Below are 22,538 nucleotides of genomic sequence, written 5' to 3'. Positions count from 1 at the left end.
TATTCTTTCGTAACAGTTTTGTGCCTTGAAGCGTAGCGGAAAGGAATGGTCATAACCATGAAAAGCATGAATGAACGAATTACCGCGCGTAGGAAAGAACTAGGTCTTACATTGGATGAGGTTGCGGCTTTTGTAGGTGTCAACAAAGGGACTGTTTCACGTTGGGAATCAGGCGAAATTGACAATATGCGTCGCGATAAAATAGCAAAACTCGCCGATGTGCTAAAGGTCTCGCCCCTGTTCATCATGGGAATGCAGGATACCACCCCCGCCGCCCCTCCCTCGCGCCCGCACAAGAAGGGCGCGCGCCTCCCCGTGTATTCCTCCATTGCGGCGGGTGCACCTCTTGAGGATTCAGAGGTTATCGACTATGAGGAAATCGACGTGGAACTTGCACGCACGGGGGAGTTTTTCGCCCTGCTCATCCGCGATGAATCCATGCAGCCTGTTCTTTTTGTTGATGATGTTGTCATTGTTCGCAAGCAAGCCACCGCCGAGACGGGCGATATTGCCGTCATTCTCATTAACGGCGACGCGGCGACAGTGAAGAAGATACACAGGAATCATGGCGGGGTTATGCTCATCGGGTACAATGCCGCCATCTATGAACCGCATTTCTACACGAACGATGAAATAGAATCCTTGCCCGTCCAGATTCTAGGCAAGGTGATCGAACTCCGGCGCAAGCTATGACTGTACACGATGCGTCGCGACCGTTCCCCGTGTCTGATTCGAATACGCCCCTGCCATTCTTCTGTTACACTTTGAAGGAGTGATTTCAATGACCGATCTGCAACCCATGAATGAATCCCTGTTCGAGGATATCAAGCACATCTAAAAATGAATGGAGGGCGCACAATGGCAAACCTCAACGAAAATATGAAGCGTCTTCGTTTAGAAAAAGGTATGACGCTAACCGATGTAGGCGAAAAAATAGGCGTTCGGAACGCTACAGTACAACGCTATGAAAGCGGCGAAATAAAAAACATCAAGCATGAGACGATCGTCAAACTTGCCGATCTTTTCGGTGTTACGCCGTCTGAACTCATGGGATGGAAAACCGCCGATACCGCCGCCCCTCCCTCGCGCCCGCAGAAGAAGGGCGTGCGCATCCCCGTGTATTCCTCCATTGCGGCGGGTGCACCTCTTGAGGATTCAGAGGTTATCGACTATGAGGAAATCGACGTGGAACTTGCACGCACGGGGGAGTTTTTCGCCCTGCTCATCCGCGATGAATCCATGCAGCCTGTTCTTTTTGTTGATGATGTTGTCATTGTTCGCAAGCAAGCCACCGCCGAGACGGGCGATATTGCCGTCATTCTCATTAACGGCGACGCGGCGACAGTGAAGAAGATACACAGGAATCATGGCGGGGTTATGCTCATCGGGTACAATGCCGCCATCTATGAACCGCATTTCTACACGAACGATGAAATAGAATCCTTGCCCGTCCAGATTCTAGGCAAGGTGATCGAACTCCGGCGCAAGCTATGACTGTACACGATGCGTCGCGACCGTTCCCCGTGTCTGATTCGAATACGCCCCTGCCATTCTTCTGTTACACTTTGAAGGAGTGATTTCAATGACCGATCTGCAACCCATGAATGAATCCCTGTTCGAGGATATCAAGCACATCAACGAATACGGGCAGGAGTATTGGAGCGCACGCGAACTTATGCCCGTTCTTCAGTATGTCGAATGGCGCAAATTCAGCGGCGTTATCGACAAAGCAAAGGAAGCCTGTGCATCCAGTAATAATCCAGTATCAGACCATTTCGGCGACGCCGCCAAAATGGTTGACATAGGCAGCGGGGCGGTAGGAGGTTTTTCATGACCTATTCAGTGGATTATCTTGCAGATCTCATGGTGAGAATGGCGCACCACTCCACCGCCATTGAGGGCAACACGCTCACACAAGGAGAGACGAAAAGCGTACTCGTTGACGGCTATATCCCGCGTGCTATGAATATGCGCGAATTGAACGAGGTACTGAATTACAAGGCGTTCATGTCCTTCCTTGTGGAACGCACACAAGAAGCCGCGCCGCTCTCGCTCTCCCTCATCCGTGAGGTGCACGCGCTTCTTTGCAAGGACGCAATCGAGAGTGTGCCGGGGCAGTTCAAGACGCGCCCGAATCTCATCATCGGCGCGGATTTTACCCCTACACCGCCCTATCTCGTTCCCGCCGCGCTCACGGATTGGATTGCGAACCTTGACGCGCAAATGGCGGCGGCGGTATCTGATTCAGACAGGGTGCTCGCTCTTTGCCGTCAACACATTGCCTTTGAGCACATTCACCCCTTCCCCGATGGGAATGGTCGCGTAGGACGTGCTCTCATGGTATACAGCTGCTTCCTCGCCGATCTAATCCCGATCGTAATTCCTGTAGAGCGGCGCAAGGAATATATAAACTATCTCAACACAGGAGACTTGAACGGATTCGCCGCCTTTGCCGCCGATCTGCAAGCAGAGGAACGCGAACGCATAGCGGCGTTCTCGTAAAATAAAAAGCCGCTCGCCATGCTGCACACATGACGAGCGACCAAGGGCAAGCATCCCGATCGGGGAATACTCCACCACGCAAGGAGAGTATATCACACCTTCGGGACTGTTTGCCATAGGCAAATACGCTTTGGAGGTGTTTTATTATGGCAACCATCCGCACACGCAAGCGGGGAAAAACGTTCTCGTACTCGTTCGACGCGGGCAAGCATCCCGCAACAGGACGGCGGCGCATCGTAGAGCGCGGGGGATTCTCCACCGAACAAGCTGCATATGACGCAGGTGCGGCGGCCTACGCCGCATGGAAGGCGGGCAATATCGGAATCACATCCGAGCGCGTCCCGCTGCGTGACTATCTCGCCGCATGGGTAGAGAACGTCGCCCGTCCGAACGTCGCACAAGGGACGTATGGCGGCTATGTGACAACGATCCGCGCCCGCATCGTTCCATACATCGACGGTATCATTCTGCAAGACTTACGCCCGCGTGATGTTGACCGTTGGATGTCTCAGCTTGCCGCCGAGGGCTTTTCCCGTCGCACGATTGCAGGGGCGCGTGTGGTGCTCTCCAACGCTCTGAAATATGCGGTCTATCCCGCCGAACTCATCGCCGCGAATCCATGCGCGGGGTTATCCGTTCCGCGATCTGCACCCGCCGCCGTTATCCCCCGCGTTATCATATCGCCCGCCATCCTCGCCGCACTCTTTCAAAAGTTCCCCGAAGGGCACAAGTACCATATCATTTTTCGCCTTGCCTATCATACGGGGGCGCGAATCGGTGAGATACTGGGGCTATCGTGGGATGATATCGACATTGACGCGGGGCGCATCGTCATTCAGCGGCAAATTGTCCATGACAAGACAGGCGGCGGCTACTTCTTCACGGTGCCAAAAACAGACGCGGGGCGGCGCACGCTCTACGTTGACGGCGTACTTCTTGCCGCGCTGCGCAAATGGCGGGCAACCTGCTCCATGAATGCCGTTCGCATGGGCGGGGCGTATCAATGCACATATGAGACGGCGGCGGGACTGCTCCACACAGAACCACGCGCCGAGACACCGCCCGATGATTGGACGCTTCGCGCTCTCGTATGCGTTGACCGCTTCGGGCTTCCCGTCCGTTACGGTACTGTTCAATCCGCACTCAAGGCGTTTGGACTGAATGCGCATAGCTTCCGTCATACCCACGCGACGCGCCTAATTGAACTTCCCCTGTGTTATGTCGTCTAAAGGAATTTTTGACCTAATGTGTCTTGGCCAAATAAGCCTGACGTGCTTTGCAGTAAATCCTTCCCATTCGCTGATCTGCTTCAAGCTCCTTCATCGTTATTCCCAGCGCACCAAGTACCTCCTCGTCTTCATAGGTAATGCAGTATTCGTGGTTTGCCAACTCCGAGTAGACTGCATTGTAGAAGAACTTATCGTCCTTGAATGCTTCCTGCTTCTCCTCATCGAAACGTCGCATCATCGCACGGAGAGTCTCTGCATCCTTCTTGCGGTAGAACATTCCCGCATAGCCGCGGTAAAGCTCCGAGTCCTCAACAACGCCGAGCTTCTGCTTGCCCTCTGCAAACTGCTCTTTATTGAACGCATAGAACGCTGGGAACGCTTCAAACTCTTTCTGCTGGCGATCCATCAGTTCACGGTATTTCATGACGTTTCCTCCTTAATCATACCAATGATTCGTTCCAAAGAACTCAACCATCCCGAAGTCCATGTAGTTGTTCATAGCTAAGATACCTTCGACATTCACGATCTCAGCGATGTCCACATCGGAGACTTCAATTCCAAGGTCTTCTTTGTGTTCATGAAACACTTTGATGATGTCATCAAAGTCATAGTTTCCATTCGGTAAAACCTTGTTCCACATCATCCGAATATTGCCATCAGGTAGCCACTTGTGCTCGGTCGGATATGTAGTGATGAGATACATCCTCTCACCTCCTCTACTATTTCATCTTCTTCTTTATTTTATGTAAAGTTTTATCTTTTATATATCATAACATATAATTAGTTATTTGTAAAGTATTTTATCAAAATAAATGTATGTTTTTGGTGTTTTTTGTAAAAAAATAGAGCGATCAGAAATCATCTGATCGCCGCCATGCGTCCTGTTACGAATACTTTTCTATGTCGCTTTTGAGAAGACTTAATGTCAGCCGGCACTTATCAATATCTTTGCGTGTCAGCTGGATAAAGTCTTTGATGAGTTCCCACTCATCGTCGTACGCTCTAACTTGATGAATACTACGCTGCCCGCGTGGACTTGTACTTCCAACAGGTCTCCCGCCGCCGCGATTTCCGCCTCCATTTCTAAGGCGCCCGTCATCTGGCCTTGTTGCTTTTCCCGGCATATCTATCCCTCCATCGCACAAATTTGTTTTTATGCTTTACATTTTACTCCATAATGCGTGGCGGGTCAACGGTATAAAACTATGCACTCAACAGGTACCGCGCAAAATCATACTCAGTCTTTGTGATGACGTAGAACGATCCCCTCAGCGTATCAAGGCAATACATTTTCGAGCCGTCATCCTTCTCCTTGACAGAAACAGTGCAGCCCGACTCAATGGAGCTCTTGACGTGTTCCGCTCGACTCATGACAACGCCGTCGTATCTGTAGAGTTTGTCAAGAACCTTGATGATACGCCCCTTTGCCATCGCACTCATCCCGTCCGTAAAGCCGTAAAATCTTTCGTGTTGGGTTTTTTCTTCGGCTTCTCTGCGCACCTTTTCTTCCTTGGCTGCAAGTTCTGCTTTACGTTTTGGGAGCTCTACAGCAATAAAGTCATCCAGTTCTCGCGATACGCCTGTTTCGAGATTGTCAATGATGACCTCTCTGCGCAGAGTGTAGCGATCACGTGTGGCAACAACATAGTATACGTGCTCATAATCGTTGGTACTTACAACATCGAGGATAACAACCTCTTGCCCGCCGTACTCCCCGACAACCTCCCAGAACCGCTTTTGAAGATTATATCGGTCGATATGCTGCCAGAACGCTTTCTGATAGGCACGGATAAGGATATTGTAGAGGTCTCTCGCCTTGTCGTATACCCAGCTCCGCACATCAAGGGCAACATCCGAATACGGGCTGTCTGTGTCCGACGTTGAGCAGCACTTCCCGTCAACCTCTATTTCGACACGGTGCATGAAATCATTCCCCGTATGAAAGAAAATAATACGATCAATCTGCATGAGGTCAATGTCGGGATAGTTTCCCTGATACACAGCACCGAGTAGTGCCATTACCTCATCATCCAGGTAGAACGAGCCGCGAAAGCCGAGATAGCGCGGCGGCTCGTTGTTCGGGTCGACAAGAAACGGCATGTGCTGCGCGATATCGCCGAGCATCTCACTATGCGCTTCATCGACGATCTTGTCCAATCCTGCAAACTTCATTACAAACACCTCCATTTACGAACTGCAAGCATCACTGACGAACTTTTCTACTACCTCTGCCTTTTTCATTTTCATCTTCTCCTTTATTTTATGTAAAGTTTCATCTTTTGTATATCATAACATATAATTAGTTATTTGTAAATTATTTTATCAAAATAAATGTATGTTTTTGCAAAAAAACAGAGGGGACGGCGCATGAAACGCTGTCCCCTCTGTTCGTTTATTTGTCACCACTCAGCGATGTTATACATGACGGTCACGCCCTTATAACGCGCCCCGTCAAAATGTGCCAGTGCCTCAAACCGTCCCTGCTCATAGCCGATGCTCATGAGCGGCTTGCCGTCAATGACGGACGCGCCCGCCCTGATACGGTGGTCTTTGCGAAGGTTGATCTTATATACGTCAACTTTCTGCTTATCTTGCGGTAGTTCTTTTCCGTCCCCGTCTTTCGTAATCGGCGTGACGATGGTGCGGTCACTCTTTTCCCGCGCCGCCCGTGGCAGTGTCGGCGCGTCTGCACGGATCTCTTTTTCAACCACCTGCGCCGCCTGTTCGACGGTTGGTGCTGTGACGTAATACGTTGTTGACGGCGCACGCTGCTCTGCCTGTACTTCTGCAAGACGCTTTTGCAGGGCGTTTGCATTGGCGTGTGAAATATCCAGCTGCGCCTGCAGCGCCTTAACGTCCTGCGTCTCTTCCTGCGTCATGACAGCAGGTTTTTCGGCCGCCGTCTGCTCCGATGCGGAATGTCGGCCAACGGCGTATGCGACGCCAATGAGCAGGATGCACAGGGTCACCAGCAGGGCTGTTTTGTGCTCTGTGACGAGATGTTTTACCCGTTCAATCATCAGGTTCACCTCCTCACTGATTGACGTAGAAATTCGCCTTGCCGACAATCGTGTCCATCACCTCATAGAGGTTCTCCCCCGGACATGCCGTCGCCATCAGCTCCCTGTGTCCGACGATGTGGTCACGGTCAATCGGAAGCCCGTAGTCGGTGCAGAGGTTGGCAAGCAGCATCGCCGTACTCTCGATCTGCGCATCCGTCGGCTCACCGATCTCAAAATTCCCGCAGACGTGAATCCCAATGGTATGACTATTCTCTCCGTAGGCGTGTGCTCCCACCGTCCAATGCGGACGCCCGACCTCCACTGTGCCGTCCTTGCGCACGACGTAGTGATAGCCGATGCACGTCCACCCCTGCGCCTGATGAGAGACGTTGATCTCCTCCGCAGAGAGGTCATCATCATGCGGATTACCCGTGTGGTGCAGCACGATCATATCCGTCGCACCACGGGTTTTGGGTCGCCCAGCGTCATAGTTCAGGTTCATGTCTTTCAGATGCACTCTTTCCATCTTTGTTCTCCTTTTCTTCTTCGTACTGGTCGGGGATTCCGTTGTTGTCACGGTCGATAAATGACTTTGCCAAAAAGCCGATGACCGCAATCCACGCCGCCCCGCTGATCTCATGCAGGAAGTTCCGCAGCTCCACGAGATCGGGTTTCATCGTATTGTTCCAATCGTATAGCCATGCGCCAACATAGATCATGACGCAGATCACGATCATTGCGGCATACCATACGATGTACCGCATAGCCGCGTGACTTTTTGTCATGTTTCGAAGATATTTCTTGCCCTTTTTAATCCACTGTGAGACTTTGAGCATCGCCTACCTCCCTCCGAGCGCCCATGTTAAGATGGATGCAAAGATGCCGACGATGGTAGTGCTCATGCCGATTGTCCAGCACACGTCACGCTTAAAATCGTCAATGCGGTGGTGCGCACTCTTTGCACTCTCCTCCACGCGTGCAATACGCGCGTTGATTGCAAAGAGCTGATCCCGATGCCCGGGCAGCTCGGTTGCAAGAATCTCGAGCTGCGTTTTTATTCCCTCAAGTTCAGCCAGTATTTCACCTCTTGCCATAGCTTCCTCTTTCTTCAAAAGCGCACCTGATACATCAGCACGCCCGCATGGAGCGATCGCCCATGCCACGATGACAAGACGCGCCGAAGCTCCTCTTGCGTTCTGTTCCCCGCCGCATAGTCCTGTTCATATCGCGCGGGCGGTCAGATTCCAATTGTCCAGATTACAGGGACGCAAGGGACAAAGCAGCGCGAAAGCCAACGATCGCGTCCCAACGCGACGGAGATTCGTTCAAGTGCAATGCCGCGCCGAGCTGCGCCCAACCGCCATTGGCCCAATCACCGCCGCGCAGGGCAGCACGCTTTCCCTGTGTGCGAATCCAGAATCCGTCACACCACTCCTCGGACTCCGTGTTGACGCTGACGCTCGCAGGGAGCATGAGCGGCGCAAGGTCGATTTCGTTGCGCACCGTCATGAGCCGCCCCTGCTGATACGCGTCGTTATTGGAGTTGTAGTTTGCCATGAGCGACGTAATCTTTGCGATGCCGACGCCCTTTCCGTGCGATCCTGCCGCACTTCCATTCTGTGCGCGTTCAATGGTCAGCGTATTCGGCGTTACGGCGGTGACTTTCACCTGCTCGTTCTCGATCTGGATGATATCGCCAGTGGCGAACCCATTGTTGCCGGGGCCGTTGATGAGTCCCGTGTAGGTGATGGAGGTATCCGACGCGCTGATGCCGCTGCCGTTTGCGATGTATGCTGTGCAGGAGTTCGGCTTGATGCAGTAGTCCGTCAGCTGATAGACCATCACATCATTCGGGTGTGCCGCTGCCGCGCTCCCCTTCTGTGCGCGGGCGCACCCGGAGAGGATCGCCTTGCCGTCGCCCTGATAATTGATGCCATTATACGAGATGTACTCGTCCTCGATCTTAATCATACCGGAGGATGGCCACGTCTCACCGCTCTCCATCGTGTCGAGCGTGATTGTCGTGTCCTTGTCTGTAATGCCGTCGTTGTCATTGATGCACGCCTGTTTTTCGTGGGTGTAGACACCGTTCTCAATGACGAAATCTGTCCACTCTCAGATGTTTCCGAGGATGTCGTAGATGCCGTTTGCCGTGCCGTTATGACTCCATGATACAGGCCCTGTTCCCGTCAAGGTGCGATTGTACGTCGGATGCTCGTTGGTAACGTCGCGGATGCCGCGATTCTCCCATGTGTCCGCATCGCGGTAGTCTCTGCCGTGATTGTTGTTGCCGCGAATCTCATGCCCAAGAATCTTGATGAGGTATACGATTGTCGCGTACTCCTTCATCGTGACAAGATGGCAGGACTGTCCGTTGATCTTACGGTTCGCACACGCCTTCTTCGCACTGTCGAAATTGATGTGCGTCCATGCGACTTTTCCGGGAAGCGATACGGGGACGTTGTTTGTGTCGCCATCATTGATGGTCGGATTTTCGCCAATGCCGCATGCGAACGGCGTCGCTTTTTTGTGACTGCACGCATATTTGTCGATGAAGAATCCGCCAAGATTCATCGGTTGTGCGGGGAACTTGCCGCCCTCGACCAGTCCCGCCGGAACGGTGAATTTCGGGATGTATACCATCTGCGTAATCGCCCCGTCGTCGGTCAGAAACTGAACCTCGCGTGTCTGTGCGTTGATCTGTTCGCGCAGGGATTTCAGGCTGAGATGCTTAATTATCGTTTTCCTCCTTTGTCGGCAGGTCGTAGATGCGGAATGTCACGCCACTCAGGTCAAGCGGCACTTCGACGGTCGTCGTTTTCTCCTGCCCCTTTTCGTCTTTTTCTCCCGTCGGGATGGTCTCCGTCTGCTTCGGCGGGATGTCCGCCTCTGCGAGCAGCCAGTAGTGATCGCAGTGTTTACATGTCGAGAGGTCGCCGTTTTCCTCCATGTAGAGGCGGAACGTCTCGCCCTGATATTCGGTCAGATCATAGCTCTGTGCTGGGATGCGGATGCCGTTTGCCGTGAATGCCGCGACGTGCAGGACGCTCGGCTTTGTCTCATCCACCGAAATGATGACTTTATTCTGCTCCATTGTTCTCCTCCTTTGCTTAGTTCATGATCTGGTAACGTCCGCCGCCGCGATAGCCGCCTGTGTTGTAGACGGTGAATGCGTTCGCCGCACGAGAGATATACACGTCGCCCATATCGCCGTCCGTGTCCGACGTCGCTGACGTATTTACAACGTAGTTCGTATGGCCGAGGTTGTTCGTGATTGTCTGCCCGCGCGTGCCGGCGAAGGAGAAATCTCCCTGCGCGGTCGTTTCCTCAAGCGCGTTGATGCGCTCTGCGAGTGTGTTTTTGCCGCCGCGTGCCTGGACGATTTCCCGCTCTGCGCTGTCTACATGCTCTTTTAAGTAGCGCGTGCGGTTCGCAAGCTGACGCGGCGCTGTGTTGACGGGGCCGCTCTCCCCGCCAAGCGCAGGATCGGTTACTTCGATCTGGTAGATGTCGTTCTCCCACTGCGCGGTCTCTTTCAGTTTTCCCATGTTGTACCTCCTCAGAAATAGATTTCCCAGTAGCCAGTGATTGAGATGTCATCTTCTTTGCCGATGACGCTCTTGCGTACGCGGCGCGAGAACATCACGCCGTCGGCAAAGAAAAGCCCGAGTTCGCGGATGTTCAGCCCGTTCGCGTCGGCGTTGCCGAGTGTGAAGTTGAATCGCACCTTCGTCCCTTCGTATTCCGTGGACTGCACAGGAATAAGAACGGCATCCGTCAATCCTGTATCCGTGTCGCTTGCAGGTGTGCTTCCCGATCCTACGCCGACTTTCGTGATGCGCCCCGTGTAGTCTCCGCCCAAGAGCCGCGCGAGCTTCTCGCGTCCCGTTGTCACGATGAGATTGTGGTCGGTCTCCTCGAATAGGAGCTTCCCGTTTTTGTAGACGGCAAGGTGCACCGCGCCGCGCAGGGCATCGAGTTTGTCCTGCACGCAGATTCCTGTTTCCATAAGCGTTCCCTCCTCATGCTGTGTATCTGTATTGCTCAAAGGTCTCACCTCCCCTCTCGAAGCGGACGATGCCGCCCATGTCAAATGCGCCGTCGAAGTGATTCCCCGCGGCGCGGCGAACGGTGAAGAACCGACCGCCATCAAGTCGCCATGCGCCGTCCATGCGCGACACGTTGCCCGCATCGAAATTCCACGATCCGTTGAAAACGCGCCCGACGGTCACGGTCAATTCGCACTCCTCGCCTTGGATAGTCGCATGATCCTCAAGTTTCGTGAGTGTCGCAGAAAGACTCGTCTGCTCATCCGCATCCTCGTCGCTGTCAAAACGCGCATCGAGCATCGGCGCATCAAGGTGACTCGCGCCGTCAAGCTGCCATGCACCGTCAAACACTGCCGCAAGAGGCGTGATGTCCGTCGGTGTGCTGGATGCTCCGTCAAGGACGCGCCCACCATCGAACCGCCACGCACCGTCAAGCGGTACAGCTCTGCCGAACGTCCACCGTCCATCGAAACGGCGCAGGTGCACGAACGGATAAACTTCCATCGTCCCGATCTGCGGCGCGATCTGTGCCGCGTCCATCGCCCGCTCTGTGTCGGCGAGCGTGATCGATGCCGCCATCTCAAGTGTCGCGTCCTGTGCGTGCTCGTTCGCGCCGAACATCCATGCCCCGTCAAATCGCCGCCCGTCGAATCGGAATGTTACGCTGTGCTTGTCTACGACGGACAACTCCTGCGTAAGATGCAGCGCGTCCACCTCAAGCGAGTTAAACAAGATTTTCCGCGACGTTGAGTTAAGGTTGAAATCCTGCTGGCCGTCGAACTGCCACATCCCGTCGAAGATCCTGCCCTGCGCGATCGCATCCTCATCGCCCGGCGGCGTGCCGTCGAATTGCCACGAGCCATCGAAGAATCGCCCATCCATGCGCAGGGAGTCGGTGAAGCACCATGAGCCGTCAAAAAAGCGCCCCCGCCACGGGTAACGCTCATACGAAAGGAGACGTGTCATCATCCGCAACTCGTCTCCCATGTTCATGTATTCGTATTCAATTAGCTCATCAAGTTTATAGAGGAGCGCCCATACGAGGTGGGATGGGGCTTGCTCTCGTAAGTCCTTGAGCATCTCACGGAGATTGCCTTTATCGTCTTTTAGGATGGTGATTAAGAATCGCCCCGGCGCATATGTTTCGTCGAGGTCAACGGTAATCCCCCACAGATCGGCGATGTATTTCTCAAGTCGTCTGGGGCTTACTGGTGTGCCAGCCGTTTTCTTACGGTACAAGCGCGCTCTACGCTCTTCCAGAGATAGGGATTCGTCAGGCTCGATGCTGTATTTATGCTCCTGATAGGTGATGCCCCATGTAATCGTTTGCGTAAACATTTGGTCGCCGAGCTCTTGGACGATCTTTCGTGCTTCGTCGAACTCGATGCCCATGACTTCATAGAGCCATTTTACAACATAGGAGTTTTCGTAGACTGGGGATACCCGACTTAGCATTCTCTGTGCGGTATCGGATGTTGGGAAACGCTCTATGTCAAACGAACTAGGCATACAGCTCCACCTCTATTTCTCCTGTGACAGGGTATTCCTCCGATTGAAACGAGACGTTACTCTCCGCACCATTCATGTAGAATTCGTCAAAATCCGCAACGCCCGGGACTTCATCCGCGAGTATGGCGTACGTCTTGTTGTATCGTATCGATTTAGCGTCACCTGGGGATTTTACAACAGACATATAGTAACTCATAAGAGCCGTTTTATATCGACTCTTTACCGTATCGATGTCTGCACCCGGAACAAGACGCAGCCGCACTTTGTAGTTGATGATGACCGGCTGTGGTGCGGCTACTTCAAAATGAATCAAGCCAATCGGGGCGATACGCGCCAGACTTTTGCGATCTGCTAGATCGTCCGATCCCCAGATGTGCCGGAACACTGCTGAGAGGATCTGCTGATTTGCCGGCATCCCATTCGTATCAACTACGACAAGTTTCACGCTGTTCGCACCACTATAGCCCGGTATCGTATGAGCAAGCCCAACACCGGGGACTTCCGATGCCCAGCGCACGTAGTCTGCATTGTTGCCCGTGTAGCTCTTCCCCCGACTGGCGTTGATGTCATCGATGCGTTGACGCAGGCTTGCGTCGCTTTCTTGCTCCGCACCGCCTGTGATAGCTTCTTTGTTGGTTATGCTGTAGATTCCGCTGATCGGAGATCGCATGATCGTAACGGTGTCGTTTGGGACATTCCCGATCTGACCGCCAAGAAGCGCCTGTATGGCAATCGTAAGCTCTCCCGAATCGGGGATAACCGTATCTTCAAGTGTTTCAAAATCAATCGCCGGAGTGCCATCTACGGACGGGACGGAGAATACAAAGCCTTTTGTGATAAGCCTTCCCGGTTTTCCTTTTATGGTTAGATGTCCATAAGCCTTATTTGCTGCACGTCGTTCTATGCCGACATCGATGGCGTGGCAGTCGAGCCAATACCCCTCCGCCCACATCGGGTGCATCATTTGCAAGGTGCGCTGAACAAAGACCTGCAACAGCTCCGCTTTCTCAAGCGCGGTCGGCATTGTCAAATCCCACGCGAACCCGCCCTCGGTTTTGTCGATGTCGAGAGGGAGGTTTCGCATCATACGCTCTTGGATACCGCGAGCACTCACGTTTTTAAGCCATTCCGGGGGTTCAAACGGTACGATTGACATAGATTCCTCCTTCCTCAGTACGTTACTGTGAGCGTATCTTCATCCCACTCATGCCCTTTTACGACAAAGGACACGAGGAGACTGTCTGCGCCATTCCACGAAAAACGAAAGTTCTTCACATATTCCGTCTCAGGGTTTACCATCAGAGCCTCAGTAATGGTGCGCTGGATTGCAGACTCAATGGCACGAATATCACTTTTCTCCTGCACCGCTTTGACAATCTCAACGCCGATCTTGTCGGAGTAGGCCAGCTTCGTATCGCGCTCCGTGACGCACTGTTTCAAGCACCACTGACAGAACGCCTCGCGTCCCTCTGCGAGCACAAGACGATTTGCCCCGTCGCGCAGGAAATCTCCTGATGCGTAGTCGAAAAAGAAGCTCTGTTTATAGCTTTTCTTCTTTGTGCGCTCACGATCTGCTACAACAGGAGGAAGATTGAATGTCGGATACAGACTTTGTCCCATTTGATCCCCTCCCTTAGCCTACGATGTCGCCACGATACACGATGTCAACAACACACGCCTCATCCTGCACCCACGCCACAAGCACTTTGTCTCCGGGGCGAATCCAATACATCTTCTCGGGGAGCCGCACATTGTGGACGTGGCTGCCCGCAAAACCTGCGTCGGGGTGCCCGTGTGCTCCGTCGCAGTACGTCTGCGTGAGTGGCACGCCGGGGTCGTATGTAATCGCACGGCATACGGAATAATCGCTTTGGGGAATTGGAATCGGGAACGTGTTTGTTTTCAGGCTGTAATCCCCCAAGATGATGCCAAAATCGAGCACAAGCGTTTTATCACCTTTCTTATCGATCATGCTGGCAAGCGCCGCAGTCAGTTTATTTGCACCCGGGCTGCCTCGTTTGCTCAATCTGCCTCACCTCCTGTGGATTCGTCCGTCTCATTGGAATCGGTCTGTGTATCGCCAAGCCCATTGTCCGTCTCCGTTGCCTCGTTCAGTTCTTTGTCCTCGTCGATTTCGAGTGTCATCTTCTGATCTTCGGCGTTGTGCCGAACACTCTTTACGAAGAAGTAGCCAAGAACCGTACCGGCACGGACACGGATGCAGTCGCCCTTGCGCAGAAAAGGCAAGTCCGGCGCGACGATGGTCGTCTTTCGCTTGAGTGCACCGCGTTCTCGCAACAGCTGATTTGCCGCCTCGGTCGCCTGTTCGAGAGACTTGCTGTGCTGACGCTCCACAATCGCTTGCCGGATGCCGAACTCTGTTCTCCCCTCTACGGTCGCTTCGATTGCCTGATGACCTTCCTCGTCAGTTTTTCCAACGACGATAACACGCGTAACGATGCTGCCACTGTCGAAGGAATCCTTCGCACTGACGGCGTTGTCTTTCTCGTCGAAATGGTAGATACCCTCATTCACGCCGCGTGGGATGATTTCAACCTTCCCTTCTTTTGCGCGAGCGAAGTAAACGCCGCCGCCTTTTTGCTTCACGTCATCGAAGATTTTCTGAAGCATATCGCTGAGATAGCTTTTCTTGAACACCATCTTGTTGTGCGTGATGTCGGGGCCTTTGTAATCGTAAGGGACGCCCCATTTGTCGAGAATCTGCGTAATCATCGCTTTGGTCGTAACACCGTCAACGAAGTACGCGTAGTCCTCATTCCTCCTCAACGCGTGCATTTCGTCGTATGCCTCGATGTCCAGCACGCTATCACCGTTTGTGTATGTGGGCGACCATTTTTCAATCGTCCCGCGCACCATCTCTTTTTGCTCATCGCCGATATTCGCGTAGATAAAGATCGGTGTACCCGGCTGTATGAGCTGAGAGATACGTTTCCCATCGTACAGCGTATTGTAAACCTTGAGGCTGATGCGAACAGAGAGTTCTTTTGCGCCCTCTTCCCACCCGAGATTCGATGTAATGCGCGTGATGTCAAGCTGCTTCCCGTCGGGAGCAATACAGACAACGCGATAGCTAATATTTTTCAGATCAACCATATCTGCCCCCTAAAAAGGCAATTTTATCTTGACGCCCGCCTTGATTCCGGTCTTGATGAGTGCATCTACATCGACGAGCTTTTTTGCATTCGCAGCATAGACTTCAAGCCATCTGGCGCCGCTTCCTAGTTTTTGCTCTGCAATGCTCCACAACGTCTGATTCAAGACGCTCTTAATGGATGATGGTTTTGGCAGTGCGGCTCGTGATCCCAATTCTGGAATGCCGCTCTCCATCTCTTTGGCTTTCTCCGCATCAACCTCTTCTACCGTCTTGATGAGCAAGTCCTCGGCGGCGATAAAGGAGATGCTGTATTTCGCATCCCCCATGCCGCCTTCAAACGAGTAATCCAGAGATTGAAGGAATACGTCAAGATTCACCGGTGTCTGTGTGATAAGCAGGTTCAGTTTGTTCCCTGCATTCTGCCACGCTTGCAATCGCTGGATGATCTCTGTTGGGGCTTCCCAATTCCCCGACTTGATAAACGAATCCTCCGTGCGGCTCTCACCCGGAAAGATGGCCTCCCATGAAACAGCGGAGAGACGTTTCCCTTTCGGTACTTTGACCTCCCCGCGCTCGATGATGTTATAGCTTTGAAATTGTGCAGATTCTTTGACGCTGATCTTCTCGGGCACCCATGCAAGCGATATTTTCTCGCCCGTCTCCTGATTCGTGATGTAAACATCAGCGACCTCAGAACCGCCGCCGAGCAAGCCAACGGCGAGCGTTCACCAGACACCGGAAAGCCCTGACGTTGTGAGTCCGTGTATGAGCGAACTCTTGATACTGCGCCCGCGCAGGAGATCGCCAACAACGGCGCCAGTGTTGAACTTCAAAACCGTCACCCCGCATTCATGACCGGCTGATTGCCGAAGATGGACGCAACCTTGTCCGCAAGCTGGCCGCCGATGTCGTCCGCAATATCTTCCAGATTCTCGCGGATCGCCTGAACAACGCCCTGTGCGTCCATAGAGCCGCCCGAAATGGTGATTGGTATACTTATCCCTCCCAACTCAATAGAAACGCTCTGGGGGGCATTTCCTGTTGATATAGGGGCGATGAGCGGAGCTCTTTCACCAGATTCGTCAGGCGTAAAGTCCATCTCATCGCCAAAATCGAGTCCCATCATCGTTGCCGCGCGTTCAAGGATGTCAAGTCCGCGCGTACGGTCATTTAGAGGAATGATCGCCTCGGGACCATTCTCCGCAACGATACCGCGATGCGGTGCGTGGAAGATACCGCCTGCTGCATGAGGTGCTTCGCTTCCCCCACCACTGCCGACAAGCCCTGTAATACCTGAGCCGATTCTGCGCAGCGCGTCGAATTTCTCGCTCACAGGCTTTATGACGTTTTCATCAAACCAGCCGGCAATGCCACCAAACAAGCCCGTGACAAAGTTGTACGCGGATTGGAATGCATCAGAAATCGCCGTTCCTGTAGTGTCAACGGCAACCGAGATGGGTTGCCACACTGCCATATCAAACCACGCGGAGGCGATGCCCCAGACACCATAAACAAAATCCAAGGCGTTTCCTATTGTCATCGTGATGTATGCCCAGACAGATGTCGCATAGTCCGCAATCGGCTGCCATACGGTGCTGAGGAACCAGTCTGCGGCAACAGAGAAAACGGCACATATATTTTCCCATGCGGCAGATACGTCCGAAACAATACCGCTCCATACCTCGAGGGTACTGTCTTTGAGCGTCTGCCACGCATAGGAAGCGACCTCTGCAATCATAAGCCACGCCTCGGTTGCTGCGTTTGTGATCTCATCCAGTACGGTCAAAATGATCGCTGTAATCGCGCTCCATGTTGCAGAAGCACGTTTGCCGATCCAGTCCCACGCTTCCCCAGCAACGTTCTTTATGCTTTGCAGGATGCCGGAAATGAACGCGATACCTTCCTCCCAGTATGGCTTTATCATCCACCATACGACCGCGCCGAGACCAACTATGACATTGATAGCATCCTCAACGGCCATGCGCACAGGTGAAAGTGCAGTTCCGACATAGTCCTTAAATCCATCCCATTGTTCTCCTACATATCGAACCGCTCCTTTCGCACCGTCACCAATCCAGTCCCAAGCCGCCGAAATGGCGTCTCCTGCAGACTGTATCGCAGAGGATGCAGCACCTGTGATTCCAGTCCACGCTTCCCCTACATACTGTGCAGCACAACTTGCCCCGTTGCTAATCCAGTTCCATGTATCAGACGCCCCCGCTTTTATGCTACCCCATACACCTCCTGCCGCTTCGCTGATCTCAGCAAGTTGACCGCCAATAGACTCACCAAACTCACTCCCCGCAATCGCGCCACCGACACCGCCTAGGAAACCTCCTATGGCAGCACCAGGGGCAGCGCCTACCACGCCAAAGAGAGCTCCGATGCCGCCACCAATGGCAGCACCTGCTTTTGCACCGACAAGACCGCCCGCGAGCATACCACCCGTACTGCCAACGGACGCCCCCATGCGGTTGGTGTTCTCGCGTTCAATTTCTTTGATGTGCGTGATGGATTCCTCGCTGCCATCAGACGCGGCTTGCGCTTCTGCAAGAGCCTGTTGGTTTTCCTGATAGATGCTGTATGCTTCGTATGCGTCAAGTGCCAACCCCGCAATAGCCGCGCCGCGTCCGAGCATTTTGCCGAACGTACCGGGGTGCGGGGCAGGTTGTGGCGCGTGCGGCACTTTGCTCCCTTTGGGGACGGTCGGCACATCCACAGGGGGAGTTTCCGGCACGGGGCGTGACGGCTTGCGCCCTCTTCCTCTGCCTTTTCTTCCCCTGCCGCCACTATCCGGCACGCCGCCCGCACCGTTCACAACAACGGACTGCGCGTGAACGACCATACTCTTGACGGCGGGCAGGGTATCCTCAGAGGACGGCGCATGTTTGCTCGGACTGTTCCCGCCCGGAATGCTCTGCGTCGCTTCCTTGATGAACTTCCCCGCTTTTTCCGCAAGACGAACAATCTTGTAAAGCCCTGCTGCGAGAACACCACCCGCGAGAACGGAACCGATACCGTCCAACTCTAAGAACTTGTTCTTGAGCTGCGTGAGGATATCGAGTGCAAGTCGCCCAACATCCGATATGTCAAGGCCGTCTTTCAGATACTCGTTCAGACGGTCGATGTCTTTTGATACTCCCTGTATGAAGCTGCGCAGTCCGTCAGCACCCTTACCCTCCATGATGGAAAGTTGGAACGTCTCCCATGCGCCGCCGAGCTGTTCCATATCGCCCGCAAGGTTGTCCAAGCGCATCTTACCTATCCGCTGTGCTGCACCCTCGGCATTGTTCAAAGACTCGACGAGTTTATCAAAGTCAGCATCCGAGGCATTCATCGTCGCGAGGAAGCCGCTCTTTGCTTCCTCACCAACGAGCGAGTATGCCCGATCAAGCTGCTCTGTCTTTGATAGGGTTTTGAATTGCGCTCGCAGCTCTTTCATTGTTCCGAGGAGCGGTTTCACATTGCCGTTCGCATCCGTTGCACTGATCCCCCACTCATCGAGAATCTGAACCGCCTGATCGGCGGGGCTTGCAATCGACGAGAAAATTTTTCGAAGAGATGTACCAGCTTGCTCACCCTTGATTCCTCGGCTTGCCATGAGGCCGATTGCTACGCCCACATCTTCAATGGAATAACCTAACGTGCCGGCGATAGGCGCAACATACTTGAACGTGTACCCCATCATACCGACGTTCGTGTTGGAGTTTGTCGCTGCCTGTGCAAGAACGTCTGCAAAATGCGCGGAATCAGAAGCTTGCAGCCCGAACGCTGTGAGCGCATCTGTCACAATGTCGGACACACGGCCTAGCTCCTCACCGGAGGCGGCTGCGAGGTTCATGATGCCCGCGATGCCGGAAATCATGTCACTCGATTTCCAACCCGCCATTCCCATATACTCGAACGCCTTTGCGGCTTCCGTTGCGGAGAACGCCGTGTTTGCGCCCATCTCTTTGGCTTTCGCCGTCAGCGCGTCAAGCTCACTGCCTGATGCTCCCGAGATCGCAGCAACCGTGCTCATCTGCTGCTGAAAATCTTTGTACGTCTTGACCGTATCATAGATGCCGTAGCCGATGCCCGCGCCCGCAATCATCTGTGCGCCCATACCGGTGACGGACTGCACCGCACCATTCACCGCGCCGCTTGCCTTCTCCGCGATGGTATTCTTTGCCGCAATCGTCACCATCCACGCCTTGCCCGTGAGCGCGGTAAGACGAGCCTGTGCCTCACGCACCTTGATCGCAGTACGATCGATCGCACCAATGGTTGCGTTGTAGGTGCGCCCCGTGATGCTGCGCAGGGTTTCTCGTGCTCGACTGATGGCTGGTGTGACACGATCAATGGCACGGAGCACGACTTCATAATCTGCTTTTGCGAAATTCTTGAGACGTGCTTTGGTTCGTTCAATGCTCTTTTCAAATCCGCGCATTTTCTTGTTTGCGCGATCAAGTCCCGGACTTACATTGTCCTGTGTCTGTACCACGATATCAATGACGTGCTCCGCAGCCATAGTTTCAACCTCCTTCCACTATGTTCGTTCTTGGTTTTCCAGTTCAATTTGCGCCCGTATGCTTGCACGGATAAACATCCGTACAAGCGCGGGCTTTTCTGCATACTCATCCGGCGTCATGTGAAGCCGCTGCAAGATGTGGTGTAGCAGCGTCAACCCTCCGCCGGAGAGGATCAGTTTTTTGTTGTCTCCTCCAACTCGTTGTTGTCAAAGCCAGAGATGGCATCGATCTGTTCGAGGATCTTGTCCTTCTCACCGGACATCAAAATCTTGTCGATAGCATCGATGCCGGACGCGACGTTGAGCTTTTCCCACATCTGTTTGTTGTCCCAGATCTTCGCACGATCCTCGGGAATCGTTGCCTCATAGATGAGCTGTGAGCGATATCGTACCGAGTTTGTCGATTCAGGCACCTTGACGCCGATGCGCTTGTTGCGCACATATTTCGTGTTCTTCTCGCGGCAGCGGTCGTACTGCTCCTCAGAGAGCGGACAAACACGGAACGTAAACAGAACTACCTTCTTGCGAACAACGCGCATGGTATAGGTTTCGTCCTCAGACTGCTGGTAATTCGCTGCCGCAAGCAGAGCGTGCAGAATGTCACCGTCGTATGTTTTCAGTTCCTCTTCAGTACCGGCCGCGACATCTTCAATCGGGTCAGCGGCAAGCATGAGTTCCTCGTCGGGTTTAACTGCCATAAATATCCTCCTTGTCTCTTGTCAGGGTTAATAGCTGAGCAGATTCTGAAGTTCAGGCGGGCGATTGACGAACAAGCTCCACTGACGTTTGATAAGATCGCCAACAGAGACGTTCTGAAGATCAATATTTCCACTTGGTACACAGTCGCGGAAAATCATACGCTCCTCGCTTCCGTTGCGTCCCTTGATGACACCTTGGAATGTCCAACGCACCCCCTGCCCCGAACTCATCATATTAAACAAGTCCTGAATGAACGCGTTGTCTTCGACAACGACCTCAGTGAAATTGAGCGTAACGCTATATCCCTGAAACACCTCATGTTCCTGCGCATCGCCAATCGGCTGATACTTCGCGTTCGTGACATTTGCCTGCACCTGATACGTTTCCACCGTTGCAAGAAGCCGTCCGAACTCATCGAACAAGAGTCCATCTTTGCCCGTGAATACGCGTCGCGCATCAACGGGGCCTCTCGGATTCCACATAGATTACTCCCCCTTCTTCTCCGCACGTTCCGGTGCAAAGCGGAACTGATACGTGAGATAAATCTTCTCGGCGCTGTCAATGTCGTCAATGGCGAGCTTGAACCACGCCGAGTCACCCTCTGCCGGGTTGCCTGGGTCTTCGTAGACCGTCGAGCCGCGCATGAGTTTCTTCTCCTCAATCATCGCATTGATGACCTTCTGCGCCGTAGCCATAATGGTCTGGCGACCATCAGTATCGTTGTTGACATTCCCGACGAGCTTCTCGCAGGTGCTGTCTACGCGATCCATCAGCTCGAAGCGCGTCTTTGTGCGGCGAATCTTCTTCCATCCTTCATCCATCGTGGCGTCCGGTGTGACAAGCGTGTTGATGGCACTGTCAATCCATACCTGATCGCTATCATTGAGTGTGAGTACGAGGCACCCCTTCGTCTCAGCCTTGATGATCTCACCGTTCGTGAGCGGCTCGGTGAGGCTGACCGCATTAGAGATAACGTTGTGTGTGAGACTTGTATTCGCCTCGAATGCCGCGACCATGCCGCCAATGCGAGCCGCTGCACGCCAACCGTCATACTTTGTCCCATCGCTGCCAACCCATCCGTTTAGCGTATAGACGATTTTCTCATCGTTGAACGATGCCGCCTGAGTCATGCGATCAGTGAGCGCCTGAGAGCTCTTTCCGGCGAGAGACGCGAATCCGAGGTGTCCCGTCTGATAGCTCTGAACGACGAAATTCTGCAAGAGCAGTTGCACTGCACTGTCGTCCGTATCGGCGATAATACAGTTCCACTTGTACCGCTCAAGAATATCCGTGCCCTTCTCGTAGGATGCCGTCTTGACCGTCGGATTCTTTCCTCCGGTGAGAGGCTGCTGCGTCACAGATGCAAGCGGCCCCTTTACGCCGCCCGCTGCTTTTGCGATAAAGTTCTTGCTCCGGGCCATCGCGGCGACAAGGTTCTCCGGCTCATTCTCGCCCGGTGTAAAAGAGAACTGCTCGAAGATATCGGTGCCGTCATAGATAATGACCTGCCGATTATCCGTAATGAGGTTTGTCCGCACGGACACCGTAAACGGGCGTGTTCCCGGATGTGCCGCCGTAATAGTAACCGCTGTCGCAGGAGATCCGTCCGTATTCTTCAGTTCGATGCTGCCGGGCTTGCCGTCATCACCGCCAATGCGAACAGCACGCACGGTTGTCGCACCGCCCTTGAACGCTTCCTTGATCGCGGATACCGTATCCGCTGTTCCGTAGTAGTCTGCGACGCTGTTCTGCATGGTAACGTCCATGTCAAACTCCTCGTTCAGAACGCCCCAGTCTGCCTGAAAAAGCACTGCCGCCACGCCATTGGTTGCGCCGACGGTTTCAACGCCGCCGTTATTCTCACGCCGATAATATACGCCCGGGCGAACTTTCTTTTCGCCAATGCTGAAAATACCGCTCATA

The 22,538-nt window shown here is 53.5% G+C and carries 27 protein-coding genes; 5 read left to right on the top strand and 22 right to left on the bottom strand.

Going from position 1 to position 22,538, the window contains the following annotated elements; genetic code table 11:
- Positions 1-45: 45 nt before the first annotated feature.
- The 5 genes from ACO6BQ_RS04235 (at position 46) to ACO6BQ_RS04215 (ending at position 3,731) form a co-directional block, all read left to right on the top strand.
- Complete coding sequence (locus tag ACO6BQ_RS04235) at positions 46-693, top strand: LexA family protein (protein ID WP_489119673.1); 648 nt, start codon at positions 46-48, stop codon at positions 691-693.
- Between the two features lie 165 nt (positions 694-858).
- Positions 859-1,494, top strand: a complete 636-nt coding sequence (locus tag ACO6BQ_RS04230; RefSeq protein ID WP_489119672.1) for a LexA family protein — start codon at positions 859-861, stop codon at positions 1,492-1,494.
- Positions 1,495-1,582: 88 nt separating this feature from the next.
- Positions 1,583-1,834 carry a hypothetical protein gene (locus tag ACO6BQ_RS04225; protein ID WP_489119671.1) on the top strand — a complete coding sequence of 84 codons (252 nt, stop codon included), beginning with the start codon at positions 1,583-1,585 and terminating at the stop codon, positions 1,832-1,834.
- Complete coding sequence (locus tag ACO6BQ_RS04220) at positions 1,831-2,502, top strand: Fic family protein (RefSeq protein ID WP_489119670.1); 672 nt, start codon at positions 1,831-1,833, stop codon at positions 2,500-2,502. Before ACO6BQ_RS04225 ends, ACO6BQ_RS04220 begins: the two co-directional genes overlap by 4 nt.
- Before the next feature lie 146 nt (positions 2,503-2,648).
- Positions 2,649-3,731 (top strand): site-specific integrase, encoded by a 1,083-nt coding sequence (locus ACO6BQ_RS04215; RefSeq protein ID WP_489119669.1) that lies wholly within the window; start codon positions 2,649-2,651, stop codon positions 3,729-3,731.
- Between the two features lie 13 nt (positions 3,732-3,744).
- On the opposite strand, the gene ACO6BQ_RS04210 is transcribed toward ACO6BQ_RS04215, so the two are convergent.
- From ACO6BQ_RS04210 to ACO6BQ_RS04105, 22 genes are all read right to left on the bottom strand, one after another.
- Complete coding sequence (locus ACO6BQ_RS04210) at positions 3,745-4,155, bottom strand: DUF7659 family protein (protein WP_489119668.1); 411 nt, start codon at positions 4,153-4,155, stop codon at positions 3,745-3,747.
- Between the two features lie 12 nt (positions 4,156-4,167).
- A complete protein-coding gene (locus ACO6BQ_RS04205; protein WP_489119667.1) occupies positions 4,168-4,434 on the bottom strand; it encodes a hypothetical protein in 267 nt (88 codons plus the stop codon).
- Positions 4,435-4,934: 500 nt separating this feature from the next.
- Positions 4,935-5,903 (bottom strand): hypothetical protein, encoded by a 969-nt coding sequence (locus tag ACO6BQ_RS04200; protein WP_489119666.1) that lies wholly within the window; start codon positions 5,901-5,903, stop codon positions 4,935-4,937.
- A gap of 227 nt (positions 5,904-6,130) precedes the next feature.
- Complete coding sequence (locus ACO6BQ_RS04195; protein ID WP_489119665.1) at positions 6,131-6,751, bottom strand: glycoprotease; 621 nt, start codon at positions 6,749-6,751, stop codon at positions 6,131-6,133.
- Between the two features lie 13 nt (positions 6,752-6,764).
- Positions 6,765-7,259 (bottom strand): peptidoglycan recognition protein family protein, encoded by a 495-nt coding sequence (locus tag ACO6BQ_RS04190; protein ID WP_489119664.1) that lies wholly within the window; start codon positions 7,257-7,259, stop codon positions 6,765-6,767.
- Positions 7,219-7,569, bottom strand: coding sequence for a hypothetical protein (locus ACO6BQ_RS04185; protein ID WP_489119663.1), 351 nt, complete (start codon positions 7,567-7,569; stop codon positions 7,219-7,221). The genes ACO6BQ_RS04190 and ACO6BQ_RS04185 overlap by 41 nt, the downstream gene beginning before the upstream one ends.
- A 3-nt stretch (positions 7,570-7,572) precedes the next feature.
- Positions 7,573-7,827 (bottom strand): hypothetical protein, encoded by a 255-nt coding sequence (locus ACO6BQ_RS04180; RefSeq protein WP_489119662.1) that lies wholly within the window; start codon positions 7,825-7,827, stop codon positions 7,573-7,575.
- 163 nt (positions 7,828-7,990) lie between these two features.
- Positions 7,991-8,704 carry a hypothetical protein gene (locus ACO6BQ_RS04175; RefSeq protein WP_489119661.1) on the bottom strand — a complete coding sequence of 238 codons (714 nt, stop codon included), beginning with the start codon at positions 8,702-8,704 and terminating at the stop codon, positions 7,991-7,993.
- 144 nt (positions 8,705-8,848) lie between these two features.
- Positions 8,849-9,376 (bottom strand): hypothetical protein, encoded by a 528-nt coding sequence (locus tag ACO6BQ_RS04170; RefSeq protein ID WP_489119660.1) that lies wholly within the window; start codon positions 9,374-9,376, stop codon positions 8,849-8,851.
- An 88-nt stretch (positions 9,377-9,464) separates the two neighbouring features.
- Positions 9,465-9,827, bottom strand: a complete 363-nt coding sequence (locus ACO6BQ_RS04165; protein WP_489119659.1) for a hypothetical protein — start codon at positions 9,825-9,827, stop codon at positions 9,465-9,467.
- A 16-nt stretch (positions 9,828-9,843) separates the two neighbouring features.
- Positions 9,844-10,281 carry a hypothetical protein gene (locus ACO6BQ_RS04160; protein WP_489119658.1) on the bottom strand — a complete coding sequence of 146 codons (438 nt, stop codon included), beginning with the start codon at positions 10,279-10,281 and terminating at the stop codon, positions 9,844-9,846.
- A gap of 11 nt (positions 10,282-10,292) precedes the next feature.
- Positions 10,293-10,742, bottom strand: a complete 450-nt coding sequence (locus ACO6BQ_RS04155; RefSeq protein ID WP_489119657.1) for a hypothetical protein — start codon at positions 10,740-10,742, stop codon at positions 10,293-10,295.
- 13 nt (positions 10,743-10,755) lie between these two features.
- Positions 10,756-12,291: a putative phage tail protein gene (locus ACO6BQ_RS04150; RefSeq protein ID WP_489119656.1), complete on the bottom strand. Its 1,536-nt coding sequence runs from the start codon at positions 12,289-12,291 to the stop codon at positions 10,756-10,758.
- Entirely contained in the window at positions 12,284-13,447 is a 1,164-nt protein-coding gene (locus tag ACO6BQ_RS04145) for a baseplate J/gp47 family protein (protein WP_489119655.1), read from the bottom strand. The genes ACO6BQ_RS04150 and ACO6BQ_RS04145 overlap by 8 nt, the downstream gene beginning before the upstream one ends.
- 14 nt (positions 13,448-13,461) lie before the next feature.
- Positions 13,462-13,911, bottom strand: a complete 450-nt coding sequence (locus tag ACO6BQ_RS04140) for a DUF2634 domain-containing protein (protein WP_489119654.1) — start codon at positions 13,909-13,911, stop codon at positions 13,462-13,464.
- A gap of 13 nt (positions 13,912-13,924) precedes the next feature.
- Positions 13,925-14,317, bottom strand: a complete 393-nt coding sequence (locus tag ACO6BQ_RS04135) for a hypothetical protein (RefSeq protein WP_489119653.1) — start codon at positions 14,315-14,317, stop codon at positions 13,925-13,927.
- Complete coding sequence (locus tag ACO6BQ_RS04130) at positions 14,314-15,405, bottom strand: XkdQ/YqbQ family protein (protein ID WP_489119652.1); 1,092 nt, start codon at positions 15,403-15,405, stop codon at positions 14,314-14,316. The genes ACO6BQ_RS04135 and ACO6BQ_RS04130 overlap by 4 nt, the downstream gene beginning before the upstream one ends.
- A 9-nt stretch (positions 15,406-15,414) precedes the next feature.
- Positions 15,415-16,116, bottom strand: a complete 702-nt coding sequence (locus ACO6BQ_RS04125; protein WP_489119651.1) for a LysM peptidoglycan-binding domain-containing protein — start codon at positions 16,114-16,116, stop codon at positions 15,415-15,417.
- A gap of 128 nt (positions 16,117-16,244) precedes the next feature.
- Positions 16,245-19,916, bottom strand: a complete 3,672-nt coding sequence (locus tag ACO6BQ_RS04120; protein WP_489119650.1) for a phage tail tape measure protein — start codon at positions 19,914-19,916, stop codon at positions 16,245-16,247.
- 173 nt (positions 19,917-20,089) lie between these two features.
- Positions 20,090-20,614, bottom strand: coding sequence for a phage tail assembly chaperone (locus tag ACO6BQ_RS04115; RefSeq protein ID WP_489119649.1), 525 nt, complete (start codon positions 20,612-20,614; stop codon positions 20,090-20,092).
- Between the two features lie 27 nt (positions 20,615-20,641).
- Entirely contained in the window at positions 20,642-21,097 is a 456-nt protein-coding gene (locus ACO6BQ_RS04110; protein ID WP_489119648.1) for a hypothetical protein, read from the bottom strand.
- A gap of 3 nt (positions 21,098-21,100) precedes the next feature.
- Positions 21,101-22,537 (bottom strand): phage tail sheath subtilisin-like domain-containing protein, encoded by a 1,437-nt coding sequence (locus tag ACO6BQ_RS04105; protein WP_489119647.1) that lies wholly within the window; start codon positions 22,535-22,537, stop codon positions 21,101-21,103.
- Between the last annotated feature and the right edge of the window lies 1 nt (position 22,538).

It is taken from the genome of Centipeda sp. (in: firmicutes) (assembly GCF_057271695.1).
The sequence above is the reverse complement of the archived record's forward strand: the minus strand, read 5'-3'. Positions and strand labels throughout refer to the sequence as shown.